Below are 14,160 nucleotides of genomic sequence, written 5' to 3'. Positions count from 1 at the left end.
TCAATTCGTCTTCGACTTATTGTAAATGTCGAATGCGACGGCGAGAAGCAGGACGAGCCCTTTGATGCCTTGCTGCCAGTCGACGCCGAGCCCGATGAGCGACATGCCGTTGTTCATCACGCCCATGACGAGCCCGCCGATGATCGCGCCGACTACGGTGCCGATACCGCCAGAAGCGGAGGCGCCGCCGATAAAGCAGGCCGCGATGGCGTCCAGCTCAAAGTTCGTGCCGGCCTTCGGCGTGGCCGAGTTGAGCCGGGCGGCGAAGATGAGGCCGGAGAGCGCGGCCAGCGCGCCCATGTTGACGAACACCCAGAACGTCACTTTTTTCGTCTTGACCCCCGACAGCGTGGCGGCCTTCTCATTGCCGCCAAGCGCGTAGATGTGCCGTCCGGCGACCATGCGGTTCATTACGAAGGAGTAGATGACGATCAGGAAGAACAGGATGATCAGAATGTTCGGAATGCCGTTATAGGTGGCCAGCACCAGCGTAAACAGATTGATCACCGCCACCAGCACGGCGATTTGCAGTACAAACGTCCACATCGGCGGCACTTCAAACTGATACTTTATCTGCGTCCGGCGCTCCTTCCATTCCTGCCAGATGTACAAAATGGACAGCAGGATGCCGAGCACGACCGTTAATACGTGCAGCCCGCCGCCGCCGAACCAGTCGGGGATAAACCCGGAGCTGATGCGTTGGAACGATTTCGGAAACGGTGCGATCGACTGCCCGCCCAGCACAATCATCGTCAGGCCGCGGAACAGCAGCATGCCGGCCAGCGTCACGATAAACGCCGGGATTTTGACGTAAGCGACCCAGAAGCCCTGCCAGGCTCCGATCAGCGCCCCCATGATCAGCGCAAGGATCACCGCCAGAAACGTGGGCACCTGCCAGTTGACCATCATGATCGCCGCCAGCGCGCCGATAAAGGCCGCGACCGAACCAACGGACAAATCGATGTGTCCGGTGATGATGACGAGCACCATGCCGATCGCCAGCACGAGAATGTAGCTGTTTTGCAAAATCAGGTTCGTGATATTCAGCGGCTTCAACAGAATCCCGTCGGTCAAAATTTGAAACAACACCGTAATGAACACCAGTGCGATGATCATCCCGTACTGGCGGATATTTTTGCGGAAAAGTTCGCTAACTGCTTGCATCTGCCTACCCCCTGCCTCGAGTCATCGATTTCATCAACACTTCCTGCGTCGCATCCTTGCGAGCGACCTCCCCGGTGATTCGCCCTTCGCTCATGCAATAGATGCGGTCGCACATGCCGAGAATTTCCGGCAGCTCCGAAGAAATGAACAATATCCCTTTGCCCTCGTCCGCGAGCTGATTGACGATCGAGTAGATTTCGTATTTGGCCCCAACATCGATGCCGCGCGTCGGCTCGTCGAGAATGAGAATTTCCGGCTGCGCGTAAATCCATTTGCTGAGCACGACCTTTTGCTGGTTGCCGCCGCTGAGGTTGACCGTTTTTTGCAAAATGCTTGGCGTCTTGATATTGAGCTTCTTCCGGTACTCCTCCGCGACAAGCACTTCCTCCTGCTCGTGAATGACGCTGCGGCGGGACAGCCTGCCGAGACTGGTGAGTGAAATGTTCCGCTTGATATCGTCGATCAGAATCAGTCCGTACTGCTTGCGGTCCTCGGTGACATAAGCGACCCCGTGCGCAATGGCCTGGCTGATGGAGTCGAACCGGACCTCTTTTCCGTGCAGGAACAGCCGGCCCTTAATATGTCTGCCGTAAGAACGCCCGAAGATGCTCATCGCCAGCTCCGTTCGGCCCGCGCCCATCAAACCGGCGATCCCGACGATTTCGCCGCGGCGGATCGTCAGGTTGATATCGTCCAGCACTTTTCGCTCCTCCTGCTGCGGATGGTAGGCTTCCCAGCCGCGAACCTCGAAGATTACTTCGCCGATACGGGGTTCGCGTTCAGGGTATCGATGGGTCAAATCGCGTCCGACCATGCCTTTGATAATCATGTCCTCGGTCACCTGATCCGCCTTCATATCGAGCGTTTGGACCGTTTTGCCGTCCCGCAAAATCGTGATCGAATCGGCCACCTTGCTGATTTCGTTTAATTTGTGCGAGATGATGATCGAGGTGATGCCTTGTTTTTTCAGCTCCAGGATGAGCGCCAACAGGTTTTCGCTGTCGCTTTCGTTGAGCGCCGCCGTCGGTTCGTCCAGGATGAGCAGCTTGACCTGCTTGGCCAGCGCTTTGGCGATCTCCACCAGCTGCTGCTTGCCGACGCCGAGATCGAGCACCCGGGTGGCCGGCGATTCGTCCAGCCCGACGGTTTCGAGCAGCTTCCGCGTTTTGATCGTCGTTTCGTTCCAGTCGATAAGCCCGCGCTTTTTTTGTTCGTTGCCGAGAAAAATATTTTCCGCGATCGACAGATACGGGATCAGCGCCAGCTCCTGATGGATAATGACGATGCCGAGCTGTTCGCTTTGCTTGATATCTTTAAACTCGCAAATCCGGCCGTTAAACAAAATGTCCCCCTCATAGGTGCCATGCGGATAAACGCCGCTTAACACTTTCATCAGGGTGGATTTTCCGGCACCGTTTTCCCCGCAAAGCGCGTGGATTTCACCTTCCGCTACCTGCAAATTGACGTCGCTGAGCGCCCTGACGCCGGGAAACGTTTTGGTGATGCCCCTCATTTCCAATATAAGTTTTCGCAAGTGCCGCCACCTGCCTTTCTGCCGCGTTGATGTAGAACGGCGGCGGCCGGGAAAGCCGTCCGCCGCGGGAGCCGGTTTGCCGCTGTACCGGCTTGCTGTAATGCCATTTCCGTCAGTCCGCGTATCTCCGGCCGCGGGGCTACAAGCCAAGCTCCTCTTTGGTGTAATAACCGGTCTCGACCAGCGTTTTCTCCACGTTGTCCTTATCCACGGAGACCGGCTCCAGCAAATAGGAAGGGACAACCTTCACGCCGTTATCGTATGTTTCCGTATCGTTCACTTCGGCCTCCGTGCCTTCGAGGATGCTTTGCGCCATGGCGACCGCTTTTTTGGCGAGCTCGCGCGTGTCTTTAAATACGGTTTGCGTTTGTTCGCCCGCCAAAATCGATTTGATCGAAGCGAGCTCGGCGTCCTGGCCGGTCACGATCGGCAGCGGCTTGTCGCCGGTGCCGTATCCCACGCCTTTGAGCGAGGAGAGGATGCCGATGCTGATGCCGTCGTACGGGGACAGTACGGCATCGACGTTTTCCGTCGAATAATGGGCGCTTAGCAAATTGTCCATCCGCGCCTGAGCGGTGGCGCCGTCCCAGCGCAGCGTGGCGATTTGCTCCATTTTCGTCTGTCCGCTGCGCACGACCAGTTTGCCCGAGTCGATATATGGCTGCAGCACCGACATGGCGCCGTCATAGAAGAAATAAGCGTTGTTGTCGTCCGGCGAACCGCCGAACAGCTCGATGTTGAACGGGCCTTTGCCGTCCTTGAGGCCCAGCTTCTCTTCAATGTAGGCGGCCTGCTGCACGCCGACCTTGAAGTTGTCGAAGGTGGCGTAATAGTCGACGTATTCGCTGTTCATGATCAAGCGGTCGTAGGCGATGACCTGAATGCCTTGATCATGGGCTTTTTGCAGCACATCGGTCAGCGAGCCGCCGTCGATCGCCGCGATCACCAAAATTTTCACGCCTTTTGTGATCATATTTTCAATTTGCGACACCTGATTTTCGATGACGTCTTCCCCGTATTGCAGATCCGCAGCGTAACCAAGCGCTTCGAATTCCTTCGCCATATTCTGGCCGTCACCCACCCAACGCTCCGACGATTTCGTCGGCATGGAGAGGCCAACCGTGCCTTTGTTGGCGCCGGAGTTTCCGCCACCGCCGTTGCCGCCGTTGCCGGTACTGCTTCCGGCCTCGTTGCCGCCGCCGGCTCCGTTGCCGCCAGTTGCTCCGTTGCCGCCGGCCCCGCCGTTTCCGCATGCCGCCAGCGTCAGAACTACGACCAGCGCCAACAGGATTGTCGTAAATTTCTTCATGACCCAACCTCCCGATTGAAAATTCGATATAAGCTGAACCAAAGAATTGTACTGGAGTAGGCAAGAACAGTTCATCCGGTTGCCTCCAACCGCACAATCATAAGTTCGGCTTATATGGTTTGAGTGCGTTTGCAAGGTGAGTATAGCAAGGGACAGGGGAGGGCGTATTTACAATGAATCTACTCTTTTTATAAAAATCCAACTAAAGTTTTGGCACAGCTTTGAAATCGGTGTGCCGGGGGAAGGACGCCGCCGAAGGTGATGTAGCGTAAAGGACACTAGGGACTCTATTGCCGCAGAAACAGGAGATCACAAAATGTAACGGGAAATCAGCAAATAAAGTCATTTGAGTCCGTTAGCGTAGAATACACGCGGTATACACCCGGACAAAAAAGGGAAGAAACCGAAAGAAGAAGAAACCGGGGGTCACTCGGTTCCTTCTTCTTTGAGGTTGAACGCGCCTTTGCGGTACTGGAGCGGGGAAATGCCGGTGGCCCGCTTGAACGCCGTGCTGAAGTAATGCTGCGTTTCATAGCCGGCCTGTTCGGCGATTTCCGCGATCGTCAGCTCCGTCGCGTTCAGCAGCTGAGCCGCCCGGCGGATGCGGATTTGCGTCAAATAGCTGTTGAACGAGGCGCCTAGTTCCTGCTTGATCACCCGGCTTAAATACACGGGGGAGGTTTGGAGCGCCCCGGCCATCTTTTCCAGCGTCAGCCGGCGGTCGGAGAAGTGCTCCAGCATGTACTGTTTGGCCCGGCGCACCAAAGGCGAGACGGGGGTCTCCTTCATCACCGCGGCTTTGCCGCTGCGGTAAACGGCGGGCAGGTCCGTCACCCCGCCGCAGCCGCCGCCTTCGGCCAGATGAACGTCGACGGCGATTTTCAGGTTGGTGCGCACCGCGGTTTCAATGCGGTGGAAATCCGCTTCCGCCTCCAGGCTCCACAGCAGTACGACGATGAGTCCGAACGGGTCGCGGAACATCGCCTTGGGGGAGGAGGAGAGCAATTCGGAAGCGATATTTTCGATCGCAAACAGGTACAGCTGGCGTTCGGACTCCTTCATGGCCGCCGGCGCCCCAGCCGGCTCGCGCAGACGGATCACGCCGAGCCAGTCCGGGCAGGCGGCCGGCAGCTTCAGAAACTGCAGCTGCTCCAAAATCTCGGCTTCCGTCATGCTGCCGTCCATCCATTCCTGGCAAAATCGTTCCCGCAGCAGCGGATAGCTGCGGGAAATTTGCCGGGAGGCGGCCTGCCAGTGGAGCTGCCGGGCCGCCTCCTCCTCAAGCTCCGTCCGGACCTGCAGCAGCACCTTTTCGAGCTGTGCCGGGTTGGCCGGCTTGAGAATATAATCTTTGACCTGAAGGCGGATCGCTTTTTGCGCGTAGGCGAATTCGTCATGGCCGGTAATAATGACGATTTTGCAGCCCGGGAGCTGCTCACGGACGCGCTTCATCAGCTCAATGCCGTCCATGATCGGCATGTTGAGGTCCACGAGCAGAATGTGAACGCTGTGCCGGACGGCCAGCTCCAGCGCTTCTTCACCGTCTTCGGCTTCCGCGGCAACCGCTAACCGCAACTGATCCCAATTGATGCTGTCCCGGATGCCCTCCCGAATAATCATCTCATCGTCGGCAATCAGCACTTTCCAGCGGAAGGCGGGGGACAGGCTGTTTTCGTTCATGTTTTTTTCCATACGATCACTCATGGTTTACCCTCTCCCAACGTACGTTGTTATCCCGGATCAGCGGGTGCGTCACCGTTACGACCGTTCCCCGTCCTAATTCGCTTTGGATGGCGATTCCGTATTTGGCGCCAAACGTCAAAGCGATCCGCGCCTGCACGTTCAGCATGCCGTACCCTTTGCCGTCCGCGGAATCGGGGGAGGGTTCTGGCTTCTGCCCGGGCAACTCGGCCGCGGCTGACCCCGCAGACTGCAGCTGCCTTTGCAGCTGAGCTAACTGATCAGGGGGAATGCCTTTACCGTCGTCACGGATCGTGATCGCAAGCGCGCCGCCGTCTTCGGCTGCCTCGATCACGATATGACCGGGCCCCCGGCGCTCCTTGATTCCGTGATAAATCGCGTTTTCCACGATCGGCTGCAGGATCAGCTTCAAGACGTAAACGCCTTGAAGTTCCGGGGCGATATGCAGGGTATAGTCCAGCTTGTTTTGGTACCGGACATGCTGGATTTGCAAATAGCTGCGGACATGCTCGAGTTCGTCGCTCAGCGGAATGATGTCGTTGCCTTTGCTGAGCCCGATCCGAAACAGCTTGGACAGCGATTCCGCCATCTCGGCGATATCGTCCGCGCTTTTGCGGCGAGCCATCCAATGGATCGTATCAAGCGTGTTGTACAGGAAATGCGGCTTGATATGAGCCTGCAGGCTGCGCAGCTCGGCTTCGCGTTTTTGCCGCTCCTGCAGCTCGGTCAGCGAAATCAGCCGGTTGATTTGCAGCAGCATGGCGTTGAACTTGCGGCCCAAATGGCCGATCTCGTCGGTGCGGTCGCTCCAGTGGCGGATCGTCAGGTCGCCGGACTGCGCTTTCTGCATGAAGGACGTGAGCTGGGCGATCGGCCTGGAGATCGAGTGGGCCAAATAAAAGGAAGCGGTCATGCCCAGCAGGCAGACGACAAACACGAAGCTGACGACGTAAAAGCGGATTTCCCGCATTTCCGCGGCCGACTCCTTCATCGTAAAAACGCCGACCGTCGTCCAGCCGGTGAAGGGGGAGACGCGGTAAATGAACTGCAGGTCGCGTCCGCCGGCCCGCGCCGAATACGTTCCCGAGCCCTCCAGGTTCATCCGGTCCAGCGGGATGTTGTCGGTGTAAGGCTCTGGCGGGGCGTATATCGGTTGTCCTTCCTGATCGAGCACCGTCAAATATCCGGTTTTGCCCAACCTGATGTCCTGCGCGGTTTCGGCGATCACGCGGAGCTTCAAATCGATCAGCACAACGCCTTTGACCTGCTGGGTGTCGGGGTCGAGAATTGCCCTGACGGCCGAAACGACCTCGCTGTCCTTGTAGCTCACGTGCGTCGTTACATTGCGCTGATGCGGGTGGCCGATCACCTTGAAGATGCCTTTGCTCCGCACCGCCTCCTTGTACCAGTCTTCCTCGGTCAACTTTTCCGGAGTTCTGGCGTACATTTCGTTGCTGATGTAGTCACCCTGGCTGTTGACGACCAGAATGCCGGCCACTTCAGAGTACAATGTCGTAAAGCCCTGCAGAAATTTGCGGATTTCGTAATGGTCCGTACCCGCCGCCTCACCCCGATCGGCAAGTTTGCTCGAACCCGAACCTGTACCCGAAACGCTCCCCGTCTTCGCAAGTGCCCCGGCTCTATCGCTTTCCCCGGCCGCCGGGGTCTTACCCCGCCCCACGGCTCCATCGTCACCCCACGCTTCCGCGAAGGCCATGCCCTGTAACTTGGCTCCATCGCCCTCCACTCCCGCCAAGGCATCAACCCGCGTACCGTCCCCGGCCCTCGCTTCGGATTGCCCCTCAAGAAACCGCAGCACCTCCGGGTTAAACGAGATAAAGTAAGTCATGTTTTGCAAATTTTCCACGTAGGTTTCCAGCGATTTGTTCACTTTGCCGATCAGTTGCAGCGTATTGTCGGTAATTTGGCGCTCGATGATGCGATCGACCGTCCAGTTGGTCAGCAAGCCCAGGCCGAGGGAAGGAAGGATGCTGATCAGCAAAAAATGCACGATCAATTTGTAGCGGATCGGCAAGTTGTTCAGGGTGAAACGGCGCAACTCCCAGCTTTTCCCGTAACGTTTATTTGGCATAGTAATCGTCCACATTCTGCTGCGTCACGACGGTGATGCCGGTGTCCGCCTGCTTGGGAATCCGCGGAGCCCCGGGATTGGAGGAGCCGCCCAACCCATGCTTCAGCGAAAACAAAAACTGCAGGGACCAATACCCCATGTTCCAGGTGCCCTGGGCCATGGTCGCGGCGATATCCCCGCTTTTGACAAGGTCGAGCGTGCCTTTGTCGGTGTCGAAGCTGATGATCCGGGGGCCGCTGCCCGCGTTAGACCCGCCTCCGGCCGCCCGCACCGCTTCGGCCACGCCGATGCCGCCATTCGCCTCCGTGGCAAAAATGCCGCCGACACCGGGATGCGCCCGCAAAATTTCCTCCGCGGCCTGCCGGGAAGCGAGCTGATCGCCTTTTCCGTTTTTGACGTCGACGATCCGAATCCTGGGAAATTCCGCGGCAATCGTATCGGCGAACCCGTTCGTGCGCTCCTGATGATTTTGCTGATTCGGCGTGGTGACGACGGCGACTTCCCCTTGGCCCCCCGTCAGCTCGGCCATTTTGCGGGCGGCTTCGACCCCTGCCGCGTAATTGTCGGTGCCGAGGAAGGAATACGCTTTGCTCCCCGGCGCGTCGGAGTCGAACAATACGACCGGGATGCCGGCGTCGACCGCTTTGTTGATCGTGGCCGTCAGCAAGGAGGGATGGATGGCGGAGATGGCGATGCCGGCCGGTTTTTTGGCGATGACCTGCTCCAATACGGTGATTTGCTCATGGACGTCGCGCTGGGTGGAGCCGCGGTATTCTACCGATACGTTTAAGGCCTGGGCCGCGTCCTCAAAGCCTTTCAGCCCGCTTTTCCAGTAATCGATGCCCATTTGAAACGTTACCATGACGTATTTTTCGCCGATTTCCCCGCGCAGGCCGCCCGTTCTCCACTGCTCGTTCATGCGGCTCTGCTGCGCCCGGAAATCCAGCACGTAAAGCGCAAAGCAGGCGATCAGCAGCAAATAGACGATCCAAATCTTTTTCATATGAAACCCCTTTCAAAAGATAGGTCCGAAAAAGGAGATGAACTTCGACAACATCATACTATGTTTCGCCGGAAAATATCATTATGTTTTTGCGACGCTGTTAAGCTGCCGGGTTAGTTCAGTCACAATATTGTTATTTTAAATCGTGGTAAGCTAAATTTAAGTTTCTGAGCCCGGGGGAAGAATAGAAGGAAGTCAAGTCTTAAAAGGCGGGGATGGTTAAGTATGTTAAGGGTGATGGACGAAAAGATCAAACACCTGTTTCCGGGTTATTTTTCAATGGCGATGGCCACCGGGGCTTTGTCCATTGCGGTGCATTTGCTGGGGGCTCCGTTTGTATCCGGGCTGCTGCTGCATTTGAACACCTGCATCTATGTCATGTTGTGGGTCCTGACGCTGATCCGGCTCATTAAATATTTTCCCCGGGTCAGCAAAGATCTGACCAGCCACAGTCAAGGGCCGGGCTTTTTTACCTGCACGGCGGCCACCTGCGTGTACGGCAGTCAATGGGCGATCGTGGCGCATAACGGCAACATTTCCACAGGGCTTTGGATCTTCGGCATCTTGCTTTGGGCTGTTATTATGTATACTTTTTTTACGGCCGTGACCGTGAGAAAAGAGAAGCCCACGCTGGGCGAAGGCATTAACGGAGCCTGGCTGATCGCCGCCGTCGCCACCCAATCCGTTTCCGTTCTCGGCACGTTAATTTCCCCGCACATGGCGGAAGGACGGGAGATCGTCCTGTTTTTTGCGCTGTGCATGTATTTGCTCGGCTGTATGCTGTACCTGAACATCATCACATTAATATTTTACCGGTTTACTTTTGTCGACCTGAAATATTCGGCGCTTACTCCGCCTTATTGGATCAACATGGGAGCGGTGGCGATCACGACGCTTGCCGGCTCCACCCTGATGCTGCATGCGGCGGATTGGCCGTTTCTGACCGAACTGCTTCCTTTCTTGCGCGGGTTTACTTTGTTTTTCTGGATTACGGGAACATGGTGGATTCCGCTGTTGTTTATTTTGATGGTGTGGCGTCATGTTTACCACCGTTATCCGCTGAATTACGATCCGCAATTTTGGGGGATGGTGTTCCCGCTGGCGATGTATACGACCAGTACTTACCAGTTGTCGCAGGCCTTAGAACTGCCCTTTTTGGTCATGATTCCGCGGATCATGGGGGTTATCGCGATCATCGCCTGGTTAGCCGTGATGGCCGGCTTTATTTACCACCAATTTCGCTCGTTTCAAGCCCGGAGATGAGAAGACGGGAGGCAAGCGGAACCTTGTTGTTTCCTGATCGTCCCGCCGGTTTTAGCCGAGCTTTATAAGATGGGCGGGACCTGCAATAATGGAAGTACATAACAATATTCACTGGCTAGGGAGAGCTTTTCCTGCCGGAAAACGCCTTTGAGTTCGGAGGGGGAACGTCTATGACCAAATTGTTTTTGGGGTGCACATCGCTGTTGGCGGGAGTCATCGTTATTTGCACGGGGTTTATCGTCTCGGCTTTGGAGGACCTCAGACCCGGAAGCGGGAATTTCAGTTACAGCCTTTTTGACCTGAATTTATGGTGGGTCATTATACCATTGGTTTTGTTGGCCGCAGGAGGGGGGCTTGTCTACTCCTATCAAAAAGATGTCAACTACGAGCAAGCGCAATAAGCTTGTTATTCCGTAAAATAGCGGACAGCCTGCGCTTCGGTCCGGTATTGCACTGAAACGGGCGGAACCGCAGGCTGTGATACGACCTTATCTTACTGCGATATCCTTTTGTACTCGTTGGGCGTCACCCCGACCATGCGCTTGAACAGCTTGTTGAAATAGGCCGGATCGGGATAGCCGACCTCGCAGCCGATTTCGTGGATTTTCAGCTTGCTTGATTTGCGCAGCAGCAGCTTCGCTTTTTTGATTCTTACCTCGATCAGGTAATCGGTGATCGTCATGCCGGTTTCATGTTTGAACAGCTTGCTCAGGTAGCTGGGCGTCAAATAGACCATACGAGCGAGCTGGCTTAGTTCGGCCGGCTGGTTGTAATGCTCGGCGATCCAGCGCTTGACGGTTTCGACCGATTTCCCCGCCTGCGCCAGGCGACCGGCCCGGACCTGTTGTAAAGCGCCGGTCAATTCGTCCACAAATTTTTGCCGGATTTCATCAAAGCTAAGGCAGGACAACAGCTCGGCTTCCAGCTGTTTGGCTTTGGCGCGGGGCCATATTTTGCCCCATTCGTGCAGCTCGGCGGAGATGGTGTCCAGCACGAGACGGCACAGTAAAATGACCGATTCAAGCGGAGTCCGATCTTTCCTTACCTGCTCCAACATTCGCTCCAAACAGGCGGCCGCCCGAGGAACGTTTAAAATTTGCAGCTGCTCGACCCATTCATCGCGGCAGGCGGCAAACCGTTCGCCGATATCCGGACTGCCGTTGTTAGGTCCGGCGCTGCCGCCGGCCTTACGGTAATTCCACGTCTGGTTTCCGTAAATGCCGAGCTCGCAGGCGCTTTTCGCTTCCGCGTAAGCTCTGCCCAGCATGGCAGGATCGCCATATACGAAGCTGGAGCCGGCAAGCGTGCGGCGGGGCTTGCATATCGCTTCCAAAACCGCGGTCAATTGGCGGAGTTCTTCCTGGTCCGTCTGCTGATAAAAATAACAGATCCAAGCGAGAACCGGTTCGCCGGTGTCAACCAGATCCCAAAAGCGAACGGGGAGGCGTAGGGTTTGCTCAAGCCTGGCGCGCAAGGCTTCCGGATGCCAGCCCTTGATCGCATATACGGCAAAATAAGGCTCCGGCAGAGAAAGCTCCGGCAGCTTTGCGCCGGGTCCAACAAGGCCGGCCCCTCCTGCGAAGCTTTTGAAATGAGAGAGCAACAATCCCGAACGGATTTGCCGCTCCTTGCCGCGGGCCGCCGACTTCTCCTCATCAAGCGCGTAAAGCAGGGCAAACAGCTGCTTCTTGTCGATCGGCTTGAGCAGATAGTCCACCGCGGAACACCGGATGGCCTGCCGGGCATATTCGAAATCCTTAAACCCGCTCATGATGATGCAGCGGATTTCCGGCTTGATGGCCTTTACCTGTTTGCTCAGCTCCAGTCCGTCCACCACGGGCATACGGATATCGGTGACGATGACGTCAAGGTCGGCTTCCCCGAGATAATCGAGGACGTCCTGCCCATTGGAGAACAAACCGTCGACGACGAAACGGCCGCTCTCCTTGCCGATCATCTTACCCAGCCCTTCCCGAATCGAAGCCTCGTCGTCCACGATCGCGATTCGCAGCATAGGATTTCCCCCTTTGAATCATTCCGTTTACTCCGGATCAAACCTAGTAGCTCCATCCTTGATAACGCCAGCTTTCCATTTCTGCAGGTCAGGCGTGCTGAAATGCCAAATAAGGTCTGTGGTGTCCGTTAGGGCCGGAAGTACGGCATTACGGCCGGAAAGTACGGCATTGCGGTCAGCGCCTCGGCAATATGGCTTTACGTCCCGGCATTTCGACTTGGTCGAAGCCGTGGTCAGGCCTCCAAGCCAGCCATGGTCATCCTTTAACTGGCTCATCCAACTCCCCCCGCGCCGTTACGGAGCAAGCCGGCGATTCTCACCGTGACCGTCGTGCCTTCGCCCGCCCGGCTGCTGACGGTCAACCGGGAGCCTGCGCCGTAATGAAGCCGGATCCGCTCTTGGACATTGCGCAGCCCGATTCCGAATTTGTCCGTTCTGCCGTCCGTCAGGCTATGGTTCAGGGAGGCGAGGCGTTCTTCGGTCATCCCGACGCCGTCGTCACGCACCGTGAAGATGGCGTCGCCAAGTTCATTCCACGCCCGGATCGTAATGGTGCCGGACCCCTCTCTTTTTTCCAGACCGTGAAACACCGCGTTTTCCACAATCGGCTGAAAAACCAGTTTAACGATCGGCAGCGGATAAAAAAACTCCGGAATCTCCACACGGAAGCTGAATTTGTCCGGGAAGCGGATTTGCAGCAGCAGCAGGTAGTTCCGCACATGGTCGATTTCCTGGGCCACCGTCACCTGCTCGTCGGCGCTCCGGGTAATGCTGTAGCGAAGCAGCAGGCCCAGCAGATAGGTCAGCTCGGCGACCCGGTCATCATCGTTCAGCTCGGCGAGCATGCGGATCGCTTCCAGCGTGTTGTAGATAAAATGCGGGTTGATCTGATTTTGCAGCGCCAGCATATCGGCTTTTTGCTTGCTCTTTTCCGTTTCGGCCACCTCATGGAGCAGGTCCTTCACGCGGGCGATCATCCGGTTGAACTGGCTGCCCAGAAGGCCGATTTCGTCATTGTATTTGACGTTGACCCGAACGTCGAGCTTGCCGCGCTGCACCTGCTTCATTAGCTGCACCGTCCGTTTCAGCGGCTTCGTGAGCGCGTAGGAGATAACCATGGCCACAAGCAGGGCGAAAAAAATAACGGACAACGTCGTGATTATCAGTTTATCGCGGTTTTGCTTCATCGGCGCTAGCAGTTCGGTCAAAGGAATGTAGACCAGCGTTTTCCAGCCGGTTTGCGCGGACGAAGTGTAGACGCAAATGTAAGGCCGGCCGCCGATAGCCAGCCGGAAACTGCCCCGCGCGCCTGCGGCCGGCGCCAGCAGAGGGCTGCCGCTTAAATCCTCGCCCAGCTTGCCGGGATCGGCGCTGTACACGACCTTTCCGTATTCGTCCACGATCAGGGCGTCGCCGTGGGTCACGGCATTCAGCGGCTCGATGATCCCGTCGAACAGCTTCGCGTCGACATCGATCGCGATCAGACCGATATCGCGCAAGGAGCTGACCGAACGGATAGGGCGGACGACGGTGAACACCTGGCGGCTCTCCGTTTCGTTCACGCGGATCGCATGTGTGCCGGCGAGGGCGGGAGACGAACCGGACTTACGCGCCAATGCCTTCCACTCGCTGAGCCGCGTTTCCGGGTACAGTACGTTGATGCCCGGCTTCCGGTTGTAATAAACCATATCGTAACGGTCCACCAGGTAGGCGGACAAAATCTCATCCTTGGTATTGTTCAAATACATCAGAAAAATATCGATGGAGGTGCTCTTGTCCCAATCCGTTCCCCGCTGGTCCAAATATTTTTGCACCTCTTTGTTGTACAAGGGCAGGCTTGTGTACCGCTTCAAATCGGCGATATAACGGTCCGCTTTGTCCATCGCGTTGTCCGTCATCAGACGGGCGGCCTCGGTCGTGCTGCTTTGCACCAGTCTGAAGCTGGAACGGTACGAAGTGTAGCTGAAATAGGTGACCGGCAGCGAAATGAGAAAGACGAAGACGATCACCAGCTTTTTTTGCATGGATAAGTTGGCGAATAACAACCAGGCTTTTCGGAACAAGGCTCGCAAGATCATAC

Annotated in this window: 10 protein-coding genes; 2 read left to right on the top strand and 8 right to left on the bottom strand. The window is 56.6% G+C overall.

Annotated features, from left to right (window positions below; translation table 11 throughout):
• From mmsB to DYE26_RS20390, 6 genes are all read right to left on the bottom strand, one after another.
• Entirely contained in the window at positions 1–1,164 is a 1,164-nt protein-coding gene (gene mmsB, locus DYE26_RS20420; RefSeq protein ID WP_036626647.1) for a multiple monosaccharide ABC transporter permease, read from the bottom strand.
• Positions 1,165–1,168: 4 nt separating this feature from the next.
• The gene (gene mmsA / locus DYE26_RS20415; RefSeq protein ID WP_115311253.1) at positions 1,169–2,698 is read right to left on the bottom strand and encodes a multiple monosaccharide ABC transporter ATP-binding protein; all 1,530 of its coding nucleotides are present in this window, start codon (positions 2,696–2,698) and stop codon (positions 1,169–1,171) included.
• Between the two features lie 139 nt (positions 2,699–2,837).
• Positions 2,838–4,007, bottom strand: a complete 1,170-nt coding sequence (chvE, locus tag DYE26_RS20410; protein WP_036626646.1) for a multiple monosaccharide ABC transporter substrate-binding protein — start codon at positions 4,005–4,007, stop codon at positions 2,838–2,840.
• A 426-nt stretch (positions 4,008–4,433) separates the two neighbouring features.
• Positions 4,434–5,711: a response regulator transcription factor gene (locus tag DYE26_RS20405; protein ID WP_227872880.1), complete on the bottom strand. Its 1,278-nt coding sequence runs from the start codon at positions 5,709–5,711 to the stop codon at positions 4,434–4,436.
• Positions 5,704–7,800, bottom strand: coding sequence for a cache domain-containing sensor histidine kinase (locus DYE26_RS20400; RefSeq protein ID WP_036626645.1), 2,097 nt, complete (start codon positions 7,798–7,800; stop codon positions 5,704–5,706). The genes DYE26_RS20405 and DYE26_RS20400 overlap by 8 nt, the downstream gene beginning before the upstream one ends.
• Positions 7,790–8,803, bottom strand: coding sequence for a substrate-binding domain-containing protein (locus DYE26_RS20390; protein WP_036626642.1), 1,014 nt, complete (start codon positions 8,801–8,803; stop codon positions 7,790–7,792). The genes DYE26_RS20400 and DYE26_RS20390 overlap by 11 nt, the downstream gene beginning before the upstream one ends.
• Before the next feature lie 225 nt (positions 8,804–9,028).
• Here DYE26_RS20390 and DYE26_RS20385 point away from each other — a divergent pair, with 225 nt between their 5' ends.
• On the top strand, positions 9,029–10,066 hold the full coding sequence (locus DYE26_RS20385) for a tellurite resistance/C4-dicarboxylate transporter family protein (RefSeq protein WP_036626640.1): 1,038 nt from the start codon (positions 9,029–9,031) through the stop codon (positions 10,064–10,066).
• Positions 10,067–10,236: 170 nt separating this feature from the next.
• Complete coding sequence (locus DYE26_RS20380; RefSeq protein ID WP_036626639.1) at positions 10,237–10,467, top strand: hypothetical protein; 231 nt, start codon at positions 10,237–10,239, stop codon at positions 10,465–10,467.
• A gap of 92 nt (positions 10,468–10,559) precedes the next feature.
• Here DYE26_RS20380 and DYE26_RS20375 read toward each other — a convergent pair whose 3' ends face one another.
• Positions 10,560–12,080: a response regulator transcription factor gene (locus DYE26_RS20375; protein WP_036626636.1), complete on the bottom strand. Its 1,521-nt coding sequence runs from the start codon at positions 12,078–12,080 to the stop codon at positions 10,560–10,562.
• A gap of 272 nt (positions 12,081–12,352) precedes the next feature.
• Positions 12,353–14,152 carry a cache domain-containing sensor histidine kinase gene (locus tag DYE26_RS20365; RefSeq protein ID WP_371861038.1) on the bottom strand — a complete coding sequence of 600 codons (1,800 nt, stop codon included), beginning with the start codon at positions 14,150–14,152 and terminating at the stop codon, positions 12,353–12,355.
• Between the last annotated feature and the right edge of the window lie 8 nt (positions 14,153–14,160).

This window comes from Paenibacillus macerans, assembly GCF_900454495.1.
Lineage (GTDB): Bacteria > Bacillota > Bacilli > Paenibacillales > Paenibacillaceae > Fontibacillus > Fontibacillus macerans.
The sequence above is the reverse complement of the archived record's forward strand: the minus strand, read 5'-3'. Positions and strand labels throughout refer to the sequence as shown.

Excerpts from the sequence above, each read along its gene's own strand:
- mmsB (WP_036626647.1), bottom strand. The coding sequence starts at position 1,164 with ATGCAAGCAGTTAGCGAACTTTTCCGCAAAAATATCCGCCAGTACGGG.
- chvE (WP_036626646.1), bottom strand. The coding sequence starts at position 4,007 with ATGAAGAAATTTACGACAATCCTGTTGGCGCTGGTCGTAGTTCTGACG.
- DYE26_RS20405 (WP_227872880.1), bottom strand. The coding sequence starts at position 5,711 with ATGAGTGATCGTATGGAAAAAAACATGAACGAAAACAGCCTGTCCCCC.
- DYE26_RS20400 (WP_036626645.1), bottom strand. The coding sequence starts at position 7,800 with ATGCCAAATAAACGTTACGGGAAAAGCTGGGAGTTGCGCCGTTTCACC.
- DYE26_RS20390 (WP_036626642.1), bottom strand. The coding sequence starts at position 8,803 with ATGAAAAAGATTTGGATCGTCTATTTGCTGCTGATCGCCTGCTTTGCG.
- DYE26_RS20385 (WP_036626640.1), top strand. The coding sequence starts at position 9,029 with ATGTTAAGGGTGATGGACGAAAAGATCAAACACCTGTTTCCGGGTTAT.
- DYE26_RS20380 (WP_036626639.1), top strand. The coding sequence starts at position 10,237 with ATGACCAAATTGTTTTTGGGGTGCACATCGCTGTTGGCGGGAGTCATC.
- DYE26_RS20375 (WP_036626636.1), bottom strand. The coding sequence starts at position 12,080 with ATGCTGCGAATCGCGATCGTGGACGACGAGGCTTCGATTCGGGAAGGG.